The sequence below is a fragment of the Leclercia sp. UBA5076 genome, assembly GCF_002416465.1.
Taxonomy (GTDB): Bacteria; Pseudomonadota; Gammaproteobacteria; order Enterobacterales; family Enterobacteriaceae; genus Enterobacter.
Genome location: NZ_DIAO01000001.1, coordinates 240,342 through 262,626, shown reverse-complemented (window position 1 = coordinate 262,626; position 22,285 = coordinate 240,342). Strand labels below are relative to the sequence as shown.

Genomic DNA, 22,285 nt, shown 5'->3' with positions numbered 1-22,285 from the left:
CTCTGCCTGAGCTTCCTGCTGATGATTGGCTTTAGTCTCGTGGCGGACGGTTTTGGTTTCCATATTCCGAAGGGGTATCTCTACGCCGCGATCGGCTTCTCGGTGATTATCGAGGCGCTGAACCAGCTGGCGATTTTCAACCGCCGTCGCTTTCTCTCCGCCAATCAGACGCTGCGCCAGCGTACCGCCGAGACGGTGATTCGTCTGCTGAGCGGTAAAAAGGAGGATGCCGAGCTGGATGCGCAGTCCGCCTCCCTGCTCGCCGACCATGACAACAGCCCGATCTTCGCCCCTCAGGAGCGGCGGATGATTGAGCGGGTGCTCCACCTGAACCAGCGCTCCGTCAGCAGCATCATGACCTCGCGCCATGATATCGAGCATATCGACCTCAATGCCCCGGAGGCGACCATCCGTGCGCTGCTGGATAAAAACCAGCACACCCGCATTGTGGTCACCGGTAGCGACCGGGAAGAGGAGCTGCTGGGGGTGGTTCATGTGATTGATCTGCTCAATCAGCAACTGCGCGGCGAGCCATTAAACCTGCGGGTGCTGATCCGTCAGCCGCTGGTCTTCCCGGAGGGGCTGCCGCTGCTGCAGGCCCTGGAGCAGTTCCGCAACGCGCGCACCCACTTTGCTTTTGTGGTGGATGAGTTTGGTTCCGTGGAGGGGATTGTCACCCTTAGCGACGTGATGGAGACCATCGCGGGTAACCTGCCAAACGAAGTGGAAGAGATCGACGCCCGGCATGATATCCAGAAGAACGCCGACGGAAGCTGGACCGCGAACGGCCATATGCCGCTGGAAGATCTGGTGCAGTATGTGCAGTTGCCGCTGGATGATAAGCGCGAATATCACACCATCGCCGGGCTGCTGATGGAGAACCTGCAGCGAATCCCCCAGCCGGGGGAAGAGGTGCAGGTGGGCGATTACGCGCTGAAAACGCTGGAGGTGGAGAACCACCGGGTGCAGAAGGTACAACTAATCCCGCTGATCACGGAGGATGATGTGGATTACGAGGTGTGATGCGGTTCCCCTCACCCTCTCGGGTGAGGGGAGATAGCGCTACTGAAGCTTATCCAGCAACTTCTTCACATCTTTCCCGTTCTTCGACTCTTTATTCTTCTCTGCCCAGTCGCTCAGACGACGTTTCGCTTCATCCTGGAGATGCTTACGCAGCAGCTGATCCACTTGCAGGGTGTAGTTCAGCGCCTGCCATTTGCCGTAGACATTCAGCGGGATCGGCGTCGTTTTCAGGAAATCGACCAGCTTACCTTCGCCAAGCCAGCCCTCCAGCACCCGAACTTTGAAGCGGGTGTCGGCGGTCTCCTTAACCAGATCCAGCGTGCCGTTGCCTTCGAGCATCAACATTGGTGATTCGCCCTGCATCCCCTCCAGCGTCACCTGCCCCTTATTGAGGGTCAGATCGGTAACAAAGCTGTCCAGACGGGTCGCATTGTCAAAGTTGTCTTTGACCTTCACGTTACTGCTGCGCTCCACCGCCTGCTGCACCAGCTGCTGGAAGTTAAGCCCTTCCATGCGGGTATTGTGCATTTCCAGATGTGCCTTACCCTGCCAGTTATGGCGGAAGGCTTCCGCGTCAATCTTGCTGCCGGAGAAGTCCCCGGCCAGGTTCAGGCTGCCGGTCAGCGCAATCGGATAATTAAAGGCCTTCAGGATGGTGCCGATCTCAATGTTATCGAGACGCGGCTGGAAGGTGGTCTGGGCGGTGGCTTTACGCACGTCGAGCGTACCGGGCAAGGAGAGCTGCCCTTCCCCCAATTTACCGCTCAGTTCCGCAATGGTCAGAAGCCCGTTCTCGTTGCTCATCTGGCTGCTGACCTGGGTGAAGTCCATCCCACGCCAGCGTACGCTGTTGGCTTTGAGCTGGATATCGGCACTGAAGCCACGCAGACCGTTGTAATCAGGCTGGTCCAGACTGGAGGCGATAACCGGGCGCTGGGCTCTGGCCTGATTTTGCCCCTGCTGTACCGCCTGATTGTTTGCCGCTGCGGTCGCCTGCGCCGGGAGCAGATTTTCCAGATTAAGCCTGTCGAACTGCAGATTCATGTTCCACTGCGGGTCGGTACCCAGGATCACGCGGGCCTGCCCAGTGAGGGCACTGTCATTAGCCTGCAAATTGAGTTGATTGAGCGCGAGCTGTTTCTGCTCCTCGCGCCACTGAACCTGTAAGGTGCCCTGCCCGCTGATGCCCTGCGCCGGCAGATCGACGCCGGTCAGTTGCCAGGTGAGCTGCTCAATGTCGGCGCTCAGCAGATACGGATAGTCAGAGGCGTTGACGTTAGCGCTAAATGCGAGGTTCAGATCGCGCTGATTGCGGTTCACGCGGGCGCTAAAATCGATTTTGCCTTTGTGGTGTTCATCCTGTTCCATCTGCAGGTTGAGATTGCGAACCGTGACCTGCTCGTCCCCCTCGTGCTGGAACACCAGCAGGCTGTCAGCCACCTTCAGACGGCCAATATCGAATGACCAGCCGGTATCCTCGGCTTTATCCGGCAGCGTGTTTTCACGCGGGGCCACCGGCGCATCGGCATTACGTACCGCTTCAGACTGCGGGGTCAGCTGGATCACCGCCCCTTTGAGCATCACCTCATTGACCTGCAACTGATGCGACAGCAGCGGCATTAACGCCACGTCAAGGCGCATATTGTCGGCAGTCACCATCGGCACCGACGCCCCCGGCGCGGTGAGGGACATGCGTCCGGAAAGGATGCTAAGCTGCGGCCAGACGTGCCAGCGCAGCGGGCCATCCAGCTTCAGGACATAGCCGCTGCGCGCCTCCACCTGACGCACCATGTAGGTGCGAAAGTCATTGGGATTGACCAACAGAACCAACGCTGACAGGCCTGCAATCAGCACCACCAGCAAAATCATCAGCGTTGTCAGAACTCTTCTCATGGCTTCCTCAATGGACCGGATTTAAGCTCAATCTTTATCAATACGACTGGCGACAGCACCCTGCTGATCGCGATATTTAGCATCCTGGCGGCGGTTGTAAGGACGTGCCGCCGGGCCGGTTAACGGCTCGAAACTCAACGCGCCAATCATCATGCCCGGACGCAGCGCCAGGGGCAGTTTACCGGCGTTGAAGAACTCCAGCACGATACGCCCTGACCAGCCCGGATCGATACGGTGCGCAGTCACGTGTACCATCAGCCCCAGACGCGCCAGCGACGAACGTCCGTCGAGCCAGCCAACCAGATCCGCAGGCAGGGTGATGGATTCAAAGGTGACGGCCAGCGCCAGTTCACCCGGATGTAAATAGAACGCCTCGCCGTCGTCCAGCACGATTTCGTCGCTCATCACCCGATCGAGTGCGGCGCTGACTTCATCTTTCGGCCCACTGAGGTCGATAAAGGGCGCGGTATGGCCGCTAAAGGTACGAAACTTATTCCCCAGACGGACATCGACAGTCACGCCGTTAATGCGCTCGACCGGCGGGCGCGGGGTAATGCTCAGACGTCCTTCGTCCAGCCAGGCTTCAATATCTCGGTCACAAAGACGCATCACTTTCTCCTTTCGTGCAGCGCGCCCTCAGGCCACCAGAGCCGGAGGGCGAACCCGGTTATCTTTGAACGGTACACAATTCGCGCGTGTTATTCAAAAAACTGGCTGATTTTCGCTTTCAGAATATCAATAGCGATGCGGTTTTTACCCCCGCGCGGCACGATGATATCGGCGTACTGTTTGGACGGTTCAATAAACTGCAGGAACATTGGGCGGACCGTTTTCTGGTATTGCGCCATCACCGAATCCATTGAGCGGCCGCGTTCGTTCACGTCGCGTTTGATGCGGCGCATCAGGCAGATATCCAGCGGGGTGTCGACAAAAATCGAGAAGTTCATGGATTCGCGCAGACGGGCGTCGGTGAGCAGCAGGATCCCTTCGAGGATAATGACCTTTTTCGGCGCAATGCGCACGGTTTCCTGCAGACGGGTGTGTTCAACATAGCTATAGACGGGCAGCTCAATGGCAGTGCCGTTCTTCAGGGCCTGAAGATGCTGGAATAACAAGCTGTGGTCCATCGCGCTGGGATGGTCATAGTTGGTCTTGACACGCTCTTCCATCGACAGATGGCTTTGATCTTTGTAATAGCTGTCTTCTGGAATAACGCCGATGTGCTCATCACCGACCTGTTCACGTAATTCACGGTAAAGCGTACTGGCAATGAGACTTTTACCTGAAGCCGATGCGCCGGCGATGCCTATAATGACGCACTGATGAGACTTATCAGTCATAAATTTTGCGACCTGAGTAACCTGGATGTAAGGAAGGACGACGCCTGAGCGTCAAACGCGGCAATTATAGGGATTTCATCGGCCTGATACCAGCCGAATAGAAATGTTATGCGAGACACGTTCAAAGTCCGTGCAGATTACTCCTGATACAAATTTTTTCGGCTACTTTTCCAGCGCCAAAGATGAATTTTTTGCAGGATAAGTATTTAATAATGCTGTGATGTCAATTTATGAGCGCATACCATATAAATTGTAAATTGTTTGTACTAGCATGATCAAAATTAAAAAATGAACTCGTCTGGAGAAGACTCCTGGCGGCATGGCGTCTTCGGATAGAGCGGTAATGAATAAAAAATACCAGCGCGTTTTGGTCACTACGCCACATCCTTTACTACGGCTTGTCAGTCTTGGACTGGTTACCTTTATATTCACACTTTTCTCGCTCGAATTAACGCGTTTAGGCACTTTTTTAGCACCTTTATGGTTCCCGACCTCAATTATGATGGTGGCGTTTTACCGCCACGCCGGAAAGATGTGGCCCGGGATCGCCCTCGCCTGTAGCGTCGGGAATATCTTCGCCACCTGGCTTATCTTCTCCTGGGACACCGTCAACCTGTGGTACACGGGCATCAACGTTGTGGAGGCCTTTGCCGGTGCTTTACTGCTGCGCAAACTGCTCCCCGCCTACAACCCCTTACAGAATCTCGGAGACTGGATCCGTCTGGCGATCGGCAGCGCGCTTATCCCGCCCCTGCTGGGCGGCGTACTGGTCTGGCTGCTGGTCCCAAGCGACGAGCCGCTGCGCACCTTTATGGTCTGGGTGCTGTCAGAATCTGTCGGCTCGCTGGCGCTGGTGCCATTAGGCCTGCTGTTTAAGCCGCACTATCTGCTGCGCCATCGCAACCCGCGCCTGCTGTTTGAAACCCTGCTGACCATGGCAGTGACGCTGATTCTGAGCTGGATCGCTCTGCATTTTTTGCCCTGGCCCTTTACGGCCATCATTGTTCTGCTGATGTGGAGCGCCGTGCGTCTGCCGCGTCTTGAAGCCTTCCTGGTCTTCCTGGTGACGGTAATGATGGTGTCGTTGATGATTGCCAAAAATCCGGTTCCGCTGACCACGCAAAATTTTGGCGCGATGACCAACGCCCCATGGTTGCCCTTCCTGATGATGCTGCTGCCCGCCAACGTAATGACGATGGTGATGTACGCATTTCGCGCCGAGCGTAAGCACATTACCGAGAGCGAAGAGCGTTTTCGCAACGCGATGGAGTATTCCGTTATCGGTATGGCGCTGGTCAGCACCGACGGGCAGTGGCTGCAGGCGAACAAAGCGCTGTGTCAGTTCCTCGGCTACTCCCAGTCCGAGCTGCGTTCCCTTAGCTTCCAGCAACTTACCTGGCCGGAAGATTTAGAGAGCGATCTGGAGCAACTGGATCAACTGCTGCAAGGCAAAATCAACAGCTACTCGCTGGAAAAGCGTTACTACACCCGTAGCGGCGAGGTGGTCTGGGCTCTGCTCGCGGTCTCCCTGGTACGTCACGCCGATGGTACCCCGCTCTACTTTATTGCCCAGATTGAAGATATTAACGACCTCAAGCATACCGAGTGGGTGAACAAGCGACTGATGGAACGTATTACGCTTGCCAACGAGGCTGGCGGAATTGGTATCTGGGAGTGGGACGTCAAACCCAACGTTATCAGCTGGGATAAGCGCATGTTCGAGCTGTATGAAGTGCCTGCCCATGTTAAACCCACCTGGCAGCTCTGGCATGAGTGCATGCTGCCGGAAGATCGTGCCATGGCGGAACAGGTGGTACGGGATTCGCTGGCGGCCCGCGTTCCGTTCAAGCTGGAGTTCCGTATCCGGGTGAAAGACGGTATCCGCCATATTCGCGCCCTGGCGAACCGGGTGCTGAATAAGCAGGGTGAAGTGGAACGCCTGCTTGGTATCAATATGGATATGACCGAGGTGAAAGAGCTGAACGAGGCGCTGTTCCAGGAAAAAGAGCGCCTGCATATTACCCTCGACTCCATCGGCGAAGCGGTGCTCTGTACCGATATCAATATGAACGTCACCTTTATGAACCCGGTGGCGGAGAAGATGAGCGGCTGGCTGCAGGAAGAGGCGCTGTCGCAGCCGATCCTCTCGGTTCTGCATATCACCTTTGGCGATAACGGCCCGCTGATGGAGAACATCCACAGCGGAGATATGTCCCGTAGCGATATCGAACAGGATGTGGTGCTGCACAGCCGCAACGGCGGCAGCTACGATATTCACTACAGCATTACCCCGCTAAGCACCCTCGACGGGCAGAACATCGGCTCGGTGCTGGTTATTCAGGACGTTACCGAATCGCGTAAAATGCTGCGCGAGCTGAGCTATAACGCTTCTCATGATGCCCTTACCCACCTGGCGAACCGCGTCAGTTTTGAAGCTTCCCTTAAGCGGATGTTGCACACCGTGCAGGAGACGCGCCAGCGTCACGCGCTGGTGTTTATCGATCTGGACCGCTTTAAAGCGGTCAACGACACCGCAGGCCACGCGGCGGGGGATGCGCTGCTGCGGGAGCTCTCCTCCCTGATGCTGAGCATGCTGCGTTCTACCGATATGCTGGCCCGTCTGGGCGGGGATGAGTTTGGCCTGCTGCTGCCGGACTGCAACACCGAAAGCGCGCGCTATATTGCCGGTCGTATCATCGACGCCATCAATGGGTATCACTTTATGTGGGAGGGCCGCCTGCACCGCATCGGGGCCAGCGCCGGGATCACCCAGATCGACGAGCGCAATAACCAGGCCTCAGAGGTGATGTCCCAGGCCGATATCGCCTGCTACTCGTCGAAGAACAGTGGCCGTGGCGTGGTGACGGTGTATGAACCGCAACAGGAGCGAATGCTGAACGCGCCGGGCACCATCTCGCTGGACGAGCAGTGGCACATGATCAAAGACAATCATCTGCTGATGATTGCCCGCAGCGTCGCCTCGCCGCGTATCCCTGAAAGCAGCACCTTCTGGATGCTTGCCCTGCGCCTGTGGACCAACGACGGCGAGATGCTCGAAGAGCAGGCTTTCCGGGCGGGGCTGGCGGAGCCGGAGTTAATCCACGCCCTGGACAGACGTATTTTGCAGGAGTTTTTCCGCAACTTCGCCACCCCATTGACCAACAAAGGCACCGGGGTCGCCCTGCCGCTCTCCATGGCCGGTCTTGCCAGCGCCACGCTGGTGGATGAACTGCTGGAGATGCTGCGCGCCTGTCCGCTGCAGCCGCGACTGCTGCATCTGATCGTTAACGTCAGCGTCCTGACGCAGGAGGATGACAATACCCACCACAATCTGCAGAAGCTGCGTGAAGCCGGATGCCGTATCATCCTGAGCCATGTGGGCCGCGATATGGAGGTGTTCAACCACCTGAGCGCGCAGATGGCCGATTATCTGCTCCTCGATCCCGAGCTGGTGGCGAACGTTCACGGAAATCTGATGGATGAGATGCTGGTGACCATTATCCAGGGCCACGCCCAGCGGCTGGGCATCAAAACAATCGCCGGGCCGAGCAATCAACCGATCATGATGGATACCCTCTCCGGCATTGGCATCGACTATATCTACGGCAATACCATTGGCGAGCCGCAGCCGCTGGAGCTGCTACTGAATACCAGCTATTTCGGCATCAACTGACGGCGACCAGCCGTCGGTATACCAGATATGCAGCAGGGCGTACGAGCGCCACGGCTGCCAGCGTTCAGCATAGCGGCGGATTTGCGCCGGCGTCATGCCGGCAAAGCGCTGCTTAATCAGATAATCGTCCGCCAGAAAGACATCTTTTGCCTGCCAGCCGCGCAGGGCAAAGTAGTTTGCCGTCCAGCGGCCAATTCCGGGCCGGGTCTGTAACCCTTTAATCGCGCTTTCAATATCGGCCGGGGTCTCTGTCGGGAAATCCCCTGCCATGACCGACCGGGCCAGATGGATCAGCGACTCTGCGCGTTTCAGCGGCATGCCCAGCGCTTTCAGTGCCAGCGGATCGGTTTGTGCTACCGCGGCAGGCGTCGGGAAACAGCAATAGCCCGGCGCCTCCGGCAGGGGGTCACCACATAGCGCCACCAGCTTCGCAGTGAGTTTCGCGGCCATGGCCACGCTGACCAGCTGCCCGAGGATGGCGCGCACGCCCTGCTCCCAGGTATCCATCGAGCCCGGCAGGCGCAGGCCAGGCCGCGCGGCGCCGAGCGAGCCCAGCGCCTGAGCGATCTGCTGCGGATCGCAGTGCAAATCGAACAGGCGGGTAAGCCGTGCCAGGCACAGTTCAGCGATGGGCAGCAGGCCCTCGCTGAGCACTACTTCCAGCGTGCCCCCGGGCTGTGGCGTAACGCGGATCAGCCCCCGGTGTCCCTGGCAGGCAAAGCTGCGGGTGTAGTCGGTGGGGGTCACGGTTTCAATCCCGGCGACCGCGCGATCGCCGAGAAATTTCAACATCCATTGCCAGTCATAGGGCGGCTGCCAGGTGAGGGTAAACATCGTCGCTCCTTATTTTGTCCTGTCACAGCATAAACGGAGATTGCCACCTGCGCCTTGCTTTCATATTCCTGTTGTCGCCAGCCAGACATTTCGCTACAGTCTCGCCCCTTCTCAATGGCATGGGGACGCTGAAGTGTTTATCGGATTTGACTATGGCACCGCCAACTGTTCAGTTGCGGTGATGCAAAACGGGCAGCCGCAGCTGCTGAAAATGGAAAATAACAGCACGCTGTTGCCGTCGATGCTCTGCGCGCCGACCCGCGAGGCGGTGAGCGAGTGGCTGTACCGCCATCATCAGGTACCGGCTACCGGCACGGAAACCCAGGCGCTGCTGCGTCGGGCTGTGAGCTTTAACCGCGAAGAAGATATCGACGTCACCCCGGCCAGCGTACAGTTTGGACTCTCTTCCCTGGGTCACTACATTGAGGATCCGGAAGAGGTCTACTTTGTGAAGTCGCCAAAATCTTTCCTCGGCGCCAGCGGCCTGAAGCCGCAGCAGGTGGCGCTGTTTGAAGATCTGGTCTGCGCCATGATGCTGCATATTCGCCAGCAGGCCCAGACTCAGCTGACGGATACGATCACCCAGGCGGTGATTGGCCGGCCGATTAACTTCCAGGGGCTGGGCGGCGATGACGCGAATCAGCAGGCGCAGGGGATTCTGGAACGCGCCGCGCAGCGTGCCGGTTTCCGCGATGTGGTATTCCAGTATGAGCCAGTCGCTGCCGGTCTCGATTTTGAGGCGACGCTTGAGAGCGAAAAACGGGTACTTGTCGTGGATATCGGCGGCGGAACCACCGACTGCTCGCTGCTGCTGATGGGCCCGCAGTGGCATCAGCGCCGGGATCGCGAGAACAGCCTGCTGGGGCACAGCGGCTGTCGTATTGGCGGTAATGACCTGGACATCGCCCTGGCCTTTAAGAGCCTGATGCCGCTGCTCGGCATGGGCGGGCAGACAGAAAAAGGCACCGCGCTTCCGATCCTGCCGTGGTGGAACGCCGTGGCGATCAACGATGTGCCGGCGCAAAGCGAATTCTACAGTGTCGCCAATGGCCGTTTTCTTAACGATCTGATCCGCGACGCTCAGGATGGCGACAAAGTGGCGCTGTTGCATAAAGTGTGGCGTCAACGTCTGAGCTACCGGGTGGTACGCAGCGCGGAAGAGAGCAAAATTGCCCTCTCCGAGGCCGCAGAACACGCCGTAACGCTGCCGTTCATCAGCGATGAGTTGGCGACGGCCATCAGCCAGCAGGGGCTGGAGGCGGCGCTGGCGCATCCGTTACAGCGCATCCTCGAGCAGGTGCAGTTGGCGCTGGATAACGGCAATGAGAAGCCGGACGTGATCTACCTGACCGGCGGCAGCGCCCGTTCGCCGCTGATCAAAAAAGCCCTGGCGCAGCAGTTGCCGGGCATCCCGATTGCCGGGGGTGATGATTTTGGCTCTGTCACCGCCGGGCTGGCGCGCTGGGCGCAGGTGGTCTTCAGCTAGGCTGGAAATGCCGGGCGGCTACGCCTTACCCGGCACGCAGACCGCATCCAACCCGTAGGCCGGGTAAGGCGCAGCCACCACCCGGCACGCAGACCGCATCCAACCCGTAGGCCGGGTAAGGCGCAGCCACCACCCGGCATGCAGTCCGCACCGGCCTTGCCCCGCGCCATTCGGACAATTCCCGACAGTCTTTCATATTTCCTCCATTTTTCCGCTCAATTGCCTCACTAAACTAGTATTATTTTCCGCACTGTTTCAGGACGAGAACATATAACGATGAAAGGCCGCAATAAATCCCGCTGGGTAATCGCCGCTGGCATCATTGTGGTGGCCCTTGCCGCCGCGTGGTACTGGCATCAACACGCTTCGGCTCCTGCCGGTGCATCCAGCCAGGCGCAGCGCCCGGCAGGCGGTGGACGTCACGGCATGCGCGGCGGCGCTCTCGCGCCGGTTCAGGCCGCCACCGCAGTCAGTAAATCCGTGCCGCGTTATCTCTCCGGGCTCGGCACCATTACCGCCGCCAACACCGTCACCGTGCGCAGCCGCGTCGACGGGCAACTTATCGCCCTGCACTTCCAGGAAGGACAACAGGTGAAGGCTGGCGATCTGCTGGCCGAAGTCGATCCCAGCCAGTTCAAGGTTGCGCTGGCCCAGGCCCAGGGACAGCTGGCTAAAGATCAGGCCACCCTTGCTAATGCCCGCCGGGATCTGGCCCGTTATCAGCAGCTGGTGAAAACCAACCTCGTCTCCCGCCAGGAGCTCGACGCCCAGCAGGCGCTGGTGAGCGAAAGCATGGGGACCATTAAGGCAGACCAGGCCGCTGTCGCCAGCGCGCAGCTCCAGCTCGACTGGAGCCGCATCACCGCCCCTATCGACGGACGCGTGGGATTAAAACAGGTGGATATCGGCAACCAGATCTCCAGCGGCGATACCACCGGGATCGTGGTGCTCACCCAGACCCACCCTATCGATCTGGTGTTTACCCTGCCGGAGAGCGATATCACCACCATTATCCAGGCGCAGAAAGCCGGTAAAAGCTTAACCGTGGAGGCCTGGGATCGCGCCAACAAGCAGAAGCTCAGCGACGGCACTCTGCTGAGCCTCGATAACCAGATCGACACCACCACCGGCACCATCAAGCTGAAAGCACGGTTTAACAATCAGGACGACGCCCTGTTCCCGAACCAGTTTGTTAACGCCCGCATGCTGGTCGCTACCGAAGAGAATGCGGTGGTGATCCCAACGGCAGCGTTGCAGATGGGTAACGAAGGCAACTTCGTCTGGGTGCTGAACAGTGACAACAAGGTCAGCAAGCACCTGGTGAAACCGGGCATTCAGGACAGCCAGAGCGTGGTCATTGCCGCCGGGCTGTCGGCAGGCGACCGCGTGGTGACCGACGGCATCGACCGTCTGACCGAAGGGGCAAAAGTGGAGGTCGTAGAATCCCACGCCGACACCCCTGCCGATCCTGGCAAACGCGAAGCTAAAAAACAGGGAGAGAACGCCTGATGCAGGTGATGCCCCCGAGCGCTACAGGCGGGCCGTCGCGTCTGTTTATCCTCCGCCCTGTCGCCACCACCCTGCTGATGGTGGCGATCCTGCTGGCGGGGATCATTGGCTACCGCTTCCTGCCGGTCTCTGCCCTGCCGGAAGTGGATTACCCCACCATTCAGGTGGTGACGCTCTACCCCGGCGCCAGCCCGGATGTCGTCACTTCCGCCATCACCGCCCCGCTGGAGCGCCAGTTTGGGCAGATGTCGGGCCTGAAGCAGATGTCGTCGCAAAGCTCCGGCGGCGCGTCGGTGGTGACGTTACAGTTCCAGCTCAGCCTGTCGCTGGATGTCGCCGAGCAGGAGGTGCAGGCCGCTATCAACGCTGCCACCAACCTGCTGCCGTCCGACCTGCCTAACCCGCCGGTCTACAGCAAGGTGAACCCGGCGGATCCGCCGATCATGACCCTCGCCGTCACCTCCTCTGCCATGCCGATGACCCAGGTGGAAGATATGGTGGAAACCCGCGTGGCGCAGAAGATCTCCCAGGTCTCCGGCGTCGGGCTGGTGACCCTCTCCGGCGGCCAGCGTCCGGCGGTTCGCGTGAAGCTCAACGCCCAGGCGATCGCCTCCCTGGGGTTGACCAGCGAAACCATCCGCACCGCCATCACTAACGCCAACGTTAACTCGGCGAAAGGCTCGCTCGATGGTCCGACCCGGGCGGTGACCCTCTCCGCTAACGACCAAATGCAGTCCGCGGATGAGTATCGTCAGCTGATTGTCGCCTACCAGAACGGGGCGGCGATCCGGCTTGGCGACGTGGCGACCGTCGAGCAGGGGGCAGAAAACAGCTGGCTCGGGGCGTGGGCCAACAAACAGCAGGCGATTGTGATGAACGTCCAGCGCCAGCCGGGGGCTAACATCATCGATACCGCCGACAGCATTCGTGCGATGCTGCCCACCCTTATCGATAGTCTGCCAAAATCGGTGAGCGTTAAGGTGCTGTCGGATCGCACCACCAACATTCGCGCGTCGGTGAGCGATACCCAGTTTGAACTGATGCTGGCGATTGCGCTGGTGGTAATGATCATCTACCTGTTCCTGCGCAACGTTCCGGCGACCATTATTCCGGCGGTGGCGGTGCCCCTGTCACTGGTGGGCACTTTCGCCGTTATGGTGTTCCTCGACTTCTCGATCAATAACCTGACGCTGATGGCCCTGACCATCGCCACCGGCTTTGTGGTGGATGACGCTATCGTGGTAATCGAGAACATCTCCCGCTATATCGAAAAAGGCGAGAAACCGCTGGCGGCGGCGTTGAAGGGGGCCGGTGAGATCGGCTTCACCATTATCTCCCTCACCTTCTCGTTAATTGCGGTGCTGATCCCGCTGCTGTTTATGGGCGATATCGTCGGGCGTCTGTTCCGGGAGTTTGCGGTGACCCTGGCGGTGGCGATTTTAATCTCAGCGGTGGTGTCGCTCACCCTGACGCCGATGATGTGCGCCCGCATGCTGAGCCATGAATCTCTGCGCAAGCAGAACCGTTTCTCCCGCGCCTCGGAGCGGATGTTCGAGCGGATTATTGCCGCTTACGGACGCCTGCTGGCCAAAGTGCTGAACCATCCGTGGGCGACCCTCGGCGTGGCGCTCGGTACCCTGGCCCTGAGCGTGCTGCTGTGGGTGATGATCCCGAAAGGCTTCTTCCCGATCCAGGATAACGGCATCATTCAGGGCACGTTGCAGGCCCCGCAGTCGGTGTCGTTCGCCAGCATGGCCCAGCGCCAGCAGGCGGTCTCTGAGGCGATCATGAAAGATCCGGCGGTAGAGAGCCTGACCGCTTTTGTCGGCGTTGATGGCACTAACCCGTCCCTCAACAGCGCTCGCCTGCAAATCAACCTCAAGCCGCTGGACGATCGTGATGACCGGGTGAACACGGTGATCGACCGACTGCAAAATGCAGTGGCGAAGGTGCCTGGCGTGGAACTCTACCTGCAGCCGACGCAGGATCTGACCATCGACACCACGGTGAGCCGCACTCAGTATCAGTTTACGTTGCAGGCCACCAGCCTCGACGCGCTCAGCACCTGGGTGCCGCAGCTGGTGGATGAGCTCCAGCAGCTGCCGCAGCTCTCGGACGTCAGCAGCGACTGGCAGGACAAAGGCCTGGCGGCCTATATCAACGTCGATCGCGACAGCGCCAGCCGGCTGGGCATTAGCATGGCGGATGTGGATAACGCCCTGTACAACGCCTTCGGCCAGCGCCTGATCTCCACCATCTATACCCAGGCTAACCAGTACCGGGTGGTGCTGGAGCACGATACCCGGCAGACGCCGGGGCTGGCAGGACTGGATTCGGTGCGCCTGACCAGCAAAGATGGCGGGATTGTGCCCCTGAATGCAATTGCCAAAGTGGAAGAGCGCTTTACGCCGCTGGCGGTGAACCATGTGGATCAGTTCCCCTCCACCACCATCTCGTTTAACGTGCCGGACGACTACTCGCTGGGCGAAGCGATTCAGGCCATTACCGATACGGAAAAACGTCTCAGCTTCCCGACCGATATCCAGACCCACTTCCAGGGCAGTACGCTGGCGTTCCAGGCGGCGCTCGGGAGCACCATCTGGCTGATCGTGGCCGCGGTAGTGGCGATGTACATCGTGCTGGGGGTGCTCTATGAGAGCTTTATTCATCCCATCACCATCCTCTCGACCCTGCCCACCGCGGGTGTGGGTGCGTTGCTGGCGCTGATGCTGGCGGGCAACGAGCTGGATGTGATTGCCATCATCGGCATTATCCTGCTGATCGGCATCGTCAAGAAGAACGCCATCATGATGATCGACTTTGCCCTCGCCGCCGAGCGCGAGCAGGGCATGCCGCCGCGGGAGGCGATCTATCAGGCCTGTCTGCTGCGTTTCCGTCCGATCCTGATGACCACTCTCGCGGCGCTGCTCGGCGCCCTGCCGCTGATGCTCAGTACCGGGGTCGGGGCCGAACTGCGCCGTCCGTTGGGGATTGGCATGGTGGGCGGGCTGCTGGTGAGCCAGGTATTAACCCTGTTTACCACGCCGGTGATCTACCTGCTCTTTGACCGCCTGGCCCTGTGGAGCAAAAGCCGCTTCCCGAAACGTGAAGAAGAGGAGGCGTAAGTGAAGTTTTTCGCCCTCTTCATTTACCGCCCGGTGGCGACGATTTTAATCTCCCTCGCCATCACCCTCTGCGGCGTGCTCGGCTTCCGGCTGCTGCCGGTGGCCCCGCTGCCGCAGGTGGATTTCCCGGTGATCATGGTCAGCGCCTCGCTCCCCGGCGCCTCCCCGGAAACGATGGCCTCGTCGGTGGCAACGCCGCTGGAGCGCTCGCTCGGGCGCATCGCCGGGGTCAACGAGATGACCTCCAGCAGCTCCCTCGGCAGTACGCGCATCATTCTGGAGTTTAACTTTAACCGCGACATCAACGGCGCGGCGCGCGACGTGCAGGCGGCGATCAACGCCGCGCAAAGCCTGCTCCCGAGCGGCATGCCGAGCCGTCCGACCTACCGCAAAGCCAATCCGTCCGATGCGCCGATTATGATCCTGACGCTCACCTCGGACACCTACTCCCAGGGGCAGCTGTACGACTTCGCCTCCACCCAGCTGGCGCAGACCATCGCCCAGATCGAGGGCGTGGGCGATGTGGACGTCGGCGGCAGCTCCCTGCCCGCGGTGCGCGTGGGGCTGAACCCGCAGGCGCTCTTTAACCAGGGCGTCTCGCTGGACGACGTGCGCAGCGCCATCAGCAACGCCAACGTGCGCAGGCCGCAAGGGTCGGTGGAGGATGGCAGCCGCCGCTGGCAGATCCAGACCAACGACGAGCTGAAGACCGCGGAGGAATATCAGCCCTTAATCATCCACTACAATAACGGCGCGGCGGTGCGCTTAAGCGACGTGGCAAGCGTCACCGACTCGGTGCAGGACGTGCGCAACGCCGGGATGACCAACGCTAAGCCCGCCATTTTGCTGATGATCCGCAAACTGCCGGAAGCCAACATTATTGAGACGGTGAACAGCATCCGCGCCCGTCTGCCGGAGCTGCAGGAGACCATTCCGGCGGCCATCGATCTGCAGATTGCCCAGGATCGCTCCCCCACCATTCGCGCCTCGCTCGAAGAGGTAGAGCAAACGCTGATTATCTCGGTGGCGCTGGTGATCCTGGTGGTATTTCTCTTCCTGCGCTCCGGGCGCGCGACGCTGATCCCGGCGGTGGCGGTCCCGGTGTCGCTGATTGGCACCTTCGCCGCCATGTACCTGTGCGGCTTTAGCCTCAACAATTTGTCTCTGATGGCCCTGACCATCGCCACCGGCTTTGTGGTGGATGACGCCATCGTGGTGCTGGAGAACATCTCCCGCCACCTCGAAGCGGGGATGAAACCGCTGCAGGCGGCGTTGCAAGGCTCGCGTGAGGTGGGCTTTACGGTGCTCTCCATGAGTCTCTCCCTGGTGGCGGTGTTCCTGCCCCTGCTGCTGATGGACGGACTGCCGGGGCGTCTGCTGCGTGAGTTTGCGGTCACGCTGTCGGTGGCGATCGGTATATCGCTGCTGGTGTCGCTGACGCTCACGCCGATGATGTGCGGCTGGATGCTGAAACGCAGCCCGCCGACGTCGCAGCCGCGCAAACGGGGCTTTGGCCGGATGCTGATGGCGTTGCAGTCAGGCTACGGTAAATCGCTGAAGTGGGTGCTGAACCACACCCGGATCGTCGGGCTGGTGCTGATCGGCACTATCGCCCTCAATGTCTGGATGTATATCACCATTCCAAAAACTTTCTTCCCGGAGCAGGACACGGGGGTGCTGATGGGGGGAATTCAGGCCGACCAGAGCATCTCCTTCCAGGCGATGCGCGGCAAATTGCAGGATTTCATGAAGATCATCCGCGAAGACAAAGCCGTGGATAACGTCACCGGCTTTACCGGCGGCTCACGGGTCAACAGCGGGATGATGTTTATCACCCTCAAGCCCCGTGACGAGCGTAACGAAACTGCGCAGCAGGTGATCGACCGCCTCAGGGGCGCGCTTTCGAAAGAGCCGGGAGCAAATATGTTCCTGGTGGCGGTGCAGGATATCCGCGTGGGCGGGCGCCAGTCGAATGCCAGCTACCAGTACACCCTGCTGTCAGACGATCTTGCCGCCCTCAGAGAGTGGGAGCCGAAGATCCGCAAAGCGCTGGCAGCGCTGCCGGAGCTGGCGGACGTTAACTCCGACCAGCAGGACAACGGCGCGGAGATGGCCCTGACCTACGATCGCGAAACCATGTCGCGGCTGGGGATTGACGTCAGCGCCGCCAACAGCCTGCTGAACAACGCCTTTGGCCAGCGGCAGATCTCCACCATCTATCAGCCGATGAACCAGTACAAGGTGGTGATGGAGGTCGATCCCCGCTATACGCAGGATATCAGCGCTCTGGATAAGATGTTTGTGATTAATAACGACGGTAAGGCGATCCCGCTCTCCTATTTCGCCCGCTGGCAGCCCGCTAATGCGCCGCTGTCGGTCAACCATCAGGGGCTGTCGGCGGCCTCGACCGTGTCGTTTAACCTGCCGACCGGGAAATCCCTCTCGGAAGCGAGCGACGCCATCAACCGCGCCATGACCCAGCTTGGGGTACCGTCCACCGTGCGTGGCAGCTTTGCCGGTACCGCCCAGGTGTTCCAGGAGACCATGAACTCACAGGTGATCCTGATTCTGGCGGCGATCGCCACGGTCTATATCGTGCTTGGGGTGCTGTATGAGAGCTATATTCATCCGCTGACGATCCTCTCCACCCTGCCCTCGGCGGGCGTGGGCGCCTTGCTGGCACTGGAGCTGTTTGGCGCCCCGTTCAGCCTGATCGCGTTGATCGGTATTATGCTGTTAATCGGCATCGTGAAGAAAAACGCCATCATGATGGTCGACTTTGCCCTGGAGGCACAGCGCAACGGCAACATGACGCCGCAGGAGGCGATCTTCCAGGCCTGTCTGCTGCGTTTTCGCCCGATTATGATGACCACCCTGGCGGCGCTGTTCGGCGCTCTGCCGCTGGTAATTTCCAGCGGGGATGGCGCGGAGCTGCGCCAGCCGCTCGGGATCACCATTGTTGGCGGGCTGGTGATGAGCCAGCTGCTGACGCTCTATACCACCCCGGTGGTCTATCTGTTCTTTGATCGCTTACGGGTGCGTTTTTCACGTAAACAGAAAGAGACGGTAACAGGCTAATGACGGATCTCCCCGCGAACGTTCGCTGGCAGCTGTGGATTGTCGCCTTCGGCTTCTTTATGCAGTCGCTGGATACGACTATCGTCAACACCGCCCTCCCCTCAATGGCGAAAAGCCTTGGGGAGAGCCCGCTGCATATGCATATGGTGATTGTCGCCTATGTGCTGACGGTGGCGGTGATGCTCCCCGCCAGCGGCTGGCTGGCGGACAAAGTGGGGGTGCGCAATATCTTCTTTACCGCCATCGTGCTTTTTACCGCAGGCTCCCTGTTCTGCGCCCGGGCGGAGACGCTCAACGAGCTGGTGATGGCCCGGGTGTTGCAGGGCGTCGGCGGCGCGATGATGGTGCCGGTAGGCAGGCTGACGGTGATGAAGATCGTCCCGCGCGAGCAGTACATGGCGGCGATGACCTTCGTGACCCTCCCCGGCCAGGTGGGGCCGCTGCTGGGCCCGGCGCTGGGCGGTGTTCTGGTGGAGTACGCCTCCTGGCACTGGATCTTCCTGATTAACCTGCCGGTGGGGATTATCGGGGCGATTGCCACCCTGATGTTGATGCCGAACTACAAAATGCAGACCCGGCGTTTCGATCTGGGAGGCTTTTTCCTGCTGGCGGCGGGGATGGCGACCCTGACCCTGGCGCTGGATGGGCAAAAGGGGCTCGGGATCTCCGCCCTGGCCCTCGCCGGACTGGTGGCCATCGGCGTGGTGTCGATTCTCTGGTATCTGTGGCACGCCCGGGGCAATGACCGGGCGTTATTCAGCCTGACGCTGTTTCAGAACACCACCTACCGGCTGGGGCTGCTCGGCAGCCTGGCCGGACGCATCGGCAGCGGCATGCTGCCGTTTATGACCCCGGTCTTTTTGCAGATTGGCCTCGGCTTTTCGCCGTTTCACGCCGGGCTGATGATGATCCCGATGGTGCTCGGCAGCATGGGGATGAAGCGCATTGTCGTGCAGGTAGTGAACTACTTCGGTTATCGCCGGGTGCTGGTCGCTTCCACCCTGGGGCTGGCGCTGGTGAGCCTGCTGTTTATGGGCGTTGCGCTGCTGGGCTGGTACTACGTTCTGCCGCTGGTGCTGTTCTGCCAGGGAATGATCAACTCCATCCGCTTCTCCTCCATGAATACCCTGACGCTGAAAGATCTGCCCGATGAGCAGGCGAGCAGCGGCAACAGCCTGCTGTCGATGATCATGCAGCTGTCGATGAGCGTGGGCGTGACGATTGCCGGGCTGCTGCTGGGCTTGTACGGGCAGCATCAGCTCACCGCCGACAGTGCCGTCGTCCATCAGGTATTCCTCTACACCTACCTGAGCATGGCGCTGATTATCGCCCTGCCAGCCTTTATTTTCGCCCGGGTTCCGGATGATACCAGCAAGAATGTCGTCATCAGGCGGCGCAAAAGGAGTGAAAGATGAAGTTCTGGCGACCGGGTATCACCGGCAAGCTGTTTCTGGCCATTTTCGCCACCTGTATGGTCCTGCTGATCACCATGCACTGGGCGGTGCGGGTCAGCTTTGAGCGCGGCTTTATTGACTACATCAAACACGGTAACGAGCAGCGTCTGCAGGGCCTGAGCGATGCCCTGGCCGAGCAGTACGCTCTCCACGGCAACTGGCGCTTTTTACGCAACAATGACCGCTTTGTCTTTCAAATCCTGCGCTCGCTGGAGCACGATACCGACAGCGATCGTCCCGGACCCGGCATGCCGCCCCACGGCTGGCGCACCCAGTTCTGGGTGATCGACCAGGAGATGCGTGTGCTGGTCGGCCCGCGGGCTCCGGTACCGCCGGACGGCACGAAGCGGGCCATCACCGTCAACGGCGCGGCCGTGGGCTGGGTGATCGCCTCCCCGGTCGAACGGCTGACGCGCAATACCGACATCAATTTTGATCGACAGCAGCGCCAGACCAGCTGGCTGATAGTGGCGCTCTCCACCCTGCTGGCGGCGCTGGCGACCTTTCCGCTGGCGCGCGGCCTGCTGGCCCCGGTCAAACGGCTGGTGGACGGCACCCACCAGCTGGCTGCGGGGAATTTTTCCACCCGCGTCGATACCCGCAGCCAGGACGAACTGGGCAAGCTGGCGCAGGACTTTAACCAGCTCGCCAGTACCCTGGAGAAAAACCAGCAGATGCGCCGGGATTTTATGGCGGATATTTCCCACGAGCTACGCACCCCGCTGGCGGTGCTGCGCGGCGAACTGGAGGCGATCCAGGATGGCGTGCGTAAGTTCACCCCGGAATCGGTCGCCTCTTTACAGGCGGAAGTGGGCACCCTCACTAAACTGGTAGAGGATCTGCATCAGCTGTCGATGTCCGACGAAGGGGCGCTGGCCTACCAGAAAGCGCCGGTGGATGTGATCAACATTCTGGAAGTCGCCAGCGGCGCCTTCCGGGAACGCTTTGCCAGCCGCGACCTGCGCATTGAGCTCTCGCTACCGGAAAACGCCGTAGTGTTTGGCGATCGCGACCGGCTGATGCAGCTGTTTAACAACCTGCTGGAAAACAGCCTGCGCTATACCGACGCGGGCGGCGCGCTGCGGATCGCCGGCAAGTGCGAAGAGCAGCGCTTTACGCTGACCTTCGCTGATACCGCCCCTGGCGTCACGGACGACCAGCTCAACAAGCTGTTTGAGCGTTTTTACCGCACCGAAGGCTCCCGCAATCGTGCCAGCGGCGGCTCCGGCCTGGGACTGGCGATCTGCGTCAACATCGTTGAAGCCCACGGCGGCACCCTCCGCGCCGCCCATTCGCCTTTTGGCGGGGTTAGCATTACAGTAGAGCTACCGCTGGAACGCGATTTATCGAGAGAAGCATGACTGAGTTACCCATTGACGAAAACACACCCCGCATTCTGATTGTGGAGGACGAGCCTAAGCTTGGGCAGTTATTAATCGACTATCTGCGGGCGGCGAGCTACGCCCCGTCGCTTATCAGCCACGGCGATCAGGTCCTGCCATATGTACGCCAGACCCCGCCGGATCTGATCCTGCTTGACCTGATGCTGCCGGGCACCGACGGCCTGACCCTGTGCCGCGAAATCCGCCGCTTCTCTGAAGTGCCGATTGTGATGGTCACCGCCAAAATTGAAGAGATTGACCGCCTGTTAGGTCTTGAGATCGGTGCCGACGATTACATCTGCAAACCCTACAGCCCGCGCGAAGTGGTGGCCCGGGTGAAAACCATTCTGCGCCGCTGTAAACCGCAGCGTGAGTTGCAGGTGCTGGATGCCGAAAGCCCACTCATCATTGATGAAGGTCGTTTTCAGGCAAGCTGGCGCAGTAAGTTACTGGATCTCACCCCGGCGGAATTTCGTCTGCTGAAAACCCTCTCCCATGAGCCGGGGAAGGTATTCTCCCGCGAGCAGCTGCTGAACCACCTGTATGACGATTACCGGGTGGTGACGGACCGCACCATCGACAGCCATATCAAAAATCTGCGCCGCAAGCTTGAAGCGCTGGATGCCGACCAGTCGTTTATTCGCGCAGTGTATGGCGTGGGGTATCGCTGGGAAGCGGATGCGTGCCGGATTGGCGGGTGATAAGAGAGAACGTTACCCGCTGCGGCGGGTAATGGCATCAGACGGCGTCAGCCGCCCCGTGTGCCGTAATGACATACCCCTGATTTTGCCAGTGCTCCAGCTGCTGGCGCTGTTCGTCTGATAATGTCTCGCCTGCCCAGACGAGAATATGTTGGCCCGGGAAGAACTCCGGATGGGGTAACGCCAGAGGTTCAGCAAATACGTTGATGCGCCAGCCCCGATGCGAAAGGCGCCACGCTTCCAGCCACAGGCGGGTTCGGTCCTCAATACCCCAGCCTATCAGTAACGCATCCCTGCCTGCTTTCGCACGCGACTCCGTCAGGCTGGTGACCGCCTGCTCGATCAGAATACCGTCCAGCAGGCTGCCCATCGCCCGCGCGGTGGCGTGATCGAGACGGAGAGTGGCCCGCACGGGAATAAATACATGGTCTACCAGCGCATCCACGGAGTGGTGCTGGCAGAAAATCGCGATCTGCGCGCGGGATTTTGCCGGGTTGACCTGCCTCAGGGTGGCAATCATCTCTTCCCGCAGCACGCGCCAGTCTCCCGGCTCGGGGGCTTTATCCCCGTCAAGCAGGGCTTTTACCTTACCAACCGGTACGCCACGCTCAATCCAGCGCTTGATCTCCTCAATGCGCTGGAGGTCGTCATCATCAAATTGTCGATGTCCGCCTTCACTGCGCTGCGGTTTTAGCAGGCCATACCGACGCTGCCATGCACGCAGGGTGACGGGGTTGATGCCGCAACGTTCTGCCACATCGCCAATACTGTAAAAGGCCATCGATTC

General features: G+C 59.9%; 14 protein-coding genes. 9 read left to right on the top strand and 5 right to left on the bottom strand.

The features are described 5' to 3' along the window. The coding region (locus B3X29_RS01135) for a hemolysin family protein (RefSeq protein WP_290503211.1) at positions 1-1,023 on the top strand (1,023 nt) is incomplete at its 5' end. 39 nt (positions 1,024-1,062) lie between these two features. Here B3X29_RS01135 and asmA read toward each other — a convergent pair. The 3 genes from asmA to udk all read right to left on the bottom strand — a co-directional run bounded on the left by asmA (position 1,063) and on the right by udk (position 4,256). Further along, on the bottom strand, positions 1,063-2,916 hold the full coding sequence (gene asmA / locus B3X29_RS01130; RefSeq protein WP_159339566.1) for an outer membrane assembly protein AsmA: 1,854 nt from the start codon (positions 2,914-2,916) through the stop codon (positions 1,063-1,065). Between the two features lie 27 nt (positions 2,917-2,943). Next, entirely contained in the window at positions 2,944-3,525 is a 582-nt protein-coding gene (gene dcd / locus B3X29_RS01125; RefSeq protein ID WP_103180230.1) for a dCTP deaminase, read from the bottom strand. A gap of 89 nt (positions 3,526-3,614) precedes the next feature. Next, on the bottom strand, positions 3,615-4,256 hold the full coding sequence (udk, locus tag B3X29_RS01120) for a uridine kinase (RefSeq protein WP_032612454.1): 642 nt from the start codon (positions 4,254-4,256) through the stop codon (positions 3,615-3,617). Positions 4,257-4,599: 343 nt separating this feature from the next. On the opposite strand from udk, the gene B3X29_RS01115 reads away from it, so the two are divergent. After that, on the top strand, positions 4,600-7,929 hold the full coding sequence (locus B3X29_RS01115) for a diguanylate cyclase (RefSeq protein ID WP_159339567.1): 3,330 nt from the start codon (positions 4,600-4,602) through the stop codon (positions 7,927-7,929). On the opposite strand, the gene alkA is transcribed toward B3X29_RS01115, so the two are convergent. Continuing rightward, complete coding sequence (gene alkA, locus B3X29_RS01110; protein WP_159339568.1) at positions 7,897-8,763, bottom strand: DNA-3-methyladenine glycosylase 2; 867 nt, start codon at positions 8,761-8,763, stop codon at positions 7,897-7,899. The two genes, B3X29_RS01115 and alkA, sit on opposite strands and share 33 nt — an antisense overlap. Positions 8,764-8,896: 133 nt before the next feature. On the opposite strand from alkA, the gene yegD reads away from it, so the two are divergent. The 7 genes from yegD to baeR all read left to right on the top strand — a co-directional run bounded on the left by yegD (position 8,897) and on the right by baeR (position 21,498). After that, complete coding sequence (yegD, locus tag B3X29_RS01105) at positions 8,897-10,249, top strand: molecular chaperone (RefSeq protein WP_103180233.1); 1,353 nt, start codon at positions 8,897-8,899, stop codon at positions 10,247-10,249. A 276-nt stretch (positions 10,250-10,525) separates the two neighbouring features. Beyond that, complete coding sequence (locus tag B3X29_RS01100) at positions 10,526-11,758, top strand: MdtA/MuxA family multidrug efflux RND transporter periplasmic adaptor subunit (RefSeq protein WP_103180234.1); 1,233 nt, start codon at positions 10,526-10,528, stop codon at positions 11,756-11,758. Beyond that, complete coding sequence (locus B3X29_RS01095) at positions 11,758-14,883, top strand: MdtB/MuxB family multidrug efflux RND transporter permease subunit (RefSeq protein WP_159339569.1); 3,126 nt, start codon at positions 11,758-11,760, stop codon at positions 14,881-14,883. Before B3X29_RS01100 ends, B3X29_RS01095 begins: the two co-directional genes overlap by 1 nt. Then, a complete protein-coding gene (mdtC, locus tag B3X29_RS01090) occupies positions 14,884-17,961 on the top strand; it encodes a multidrug efflux RND transporter permease subunit MdtC (RefSeq protein ID WP_103180236.1) in 3,078 nt (1,025 codons plus the stop codon). Beyond that, positions 17,961-19,376, top strand: coding sequence for an MFS transporter (locus B3X29_RS01085; RefSeq protein ID WP_159339570.1), 1,416 nt, complete (start codon positions 17,961-17,963; stop codon positions 19,374-19,376). The genes mdtC and B3X29_RS01085 overlap by 1 nt, the downstream gene beginning before the upstream one ends. Further along, on the top strand, positions 19,373-20,776 hold the full coding sequence (gene baeS, locus B3X29_RS01080) for a two-component system sensor histidine kinase BaeS (RefSeq protein ID WP_103180238.1): 1,404 nt from the start codon (positions 19,373-19,375) through the stop codon (positions 20,774-20,776). Before B3X29_RS01085 ends, baeS begins: the two co-directional genes overlap by 4 nt. Continuing rightward, a complete protein-coding gene (gene baeR / locus B3X29_RS01075) occupies positions 20,773-21,498 on the top strand; it encodes a two-component system response regulator BaeR (RefSeq protein ID WP_103180239.1) in 726 nt (241 codons plus the stop codon). The genes baeS and baeR overlap by 4 nt, the downstream gene beginning before the upstream one ends. 37 nt (positions 21,499-21,535) lie before the next feature. Here baeR and B3X29_RS01070 read toward each other — a convergent pair whose 3' ends face one another. Then, on the bottom strand, positions 21,536-22,279 hold the full coding sequence (locus B3X29_RS01070; RefSeq protein ID WP_103180240.1) for a MerR family transcriptional regulator: 744 nt from the start codon (positions 22,277-22,279) through the stop codon (positions 21,536-21,538). Positions 22,280-22,285: the final 6 nt, after the last annotated feature.

Coding starts and splice junctions, on each gene's coding strand:
- asmA (WP_159339566.1), bottom strand. CDS start 2,916: ATGAGAAGAGTTCTGACAACGCTGATGATTTTGCTGGTGGTGCTGATT.
- dcd (WP_103180230.1), bottom strand. CDS start 3,525: ATGCGTCTTTGTGACCGAGATATTGAAGCCTGGCTGGACGAAGGACGT.
- udk (WP_032612454.1), bottom strand. CDS start 4,256: ATGACTGATAAGTCTCATCAGTGCGTCATTATAGGCATCGCCGGCGCA.
- B3X29_RS01115 (WP_159339567.1), top strand. CDS start 4,600: ATGAATAAAAAATACCAGCGCGTTTTGGTCACTACGCCACATCCTTTA.
- alkA (WP_159339568.1), bottom strand. CDS start 8,763: ATGTTTACCCTCACCTGGCAGCCGCCCTATGACTGGCAATGGATGTTG.
- B3X29_RS01100 (WP_103180234.1), top strand. CDS start 10,526: ATGAAAGGCCGCAATAAATCCCGCTGGGTAATCGCCGCTGGCATCATT.
- B3X29_RS01095 (WP_159339569.1), top strand. CDS start 11,758: ATGCAGGTGATGCCCCCGAGCGCTACAGGCGGGCCGTCGCGTCTGTTT.
- B3X29_RS01085 (WP_159339570.1), top strand. CDS start 17,961: ATGACGGATCTCCCCGCGAACGTTCGCTGGCAGCTGTGGATTGTCGCC.
- baeS (WP_103180238.1), top strand. CDS start 19,373: ATGAAGTTCTGGCGACCGGGTATCACCGGCAAGCTGTTTCTGGCCATT.
- baeR (WP_103180239.1), top strand. CDS start 20,773: ATGACTGAGTTACCCATTGACGAAAACACACCCCGCATTCTGATTGTG.
- B3X29_RS01070 (WP_103180240.1), bottom strand. CDS start 22,279: ATGGCCTTTTACAGTATTGGCGATGTGGCAGAACGTTGCGGCATCAAC.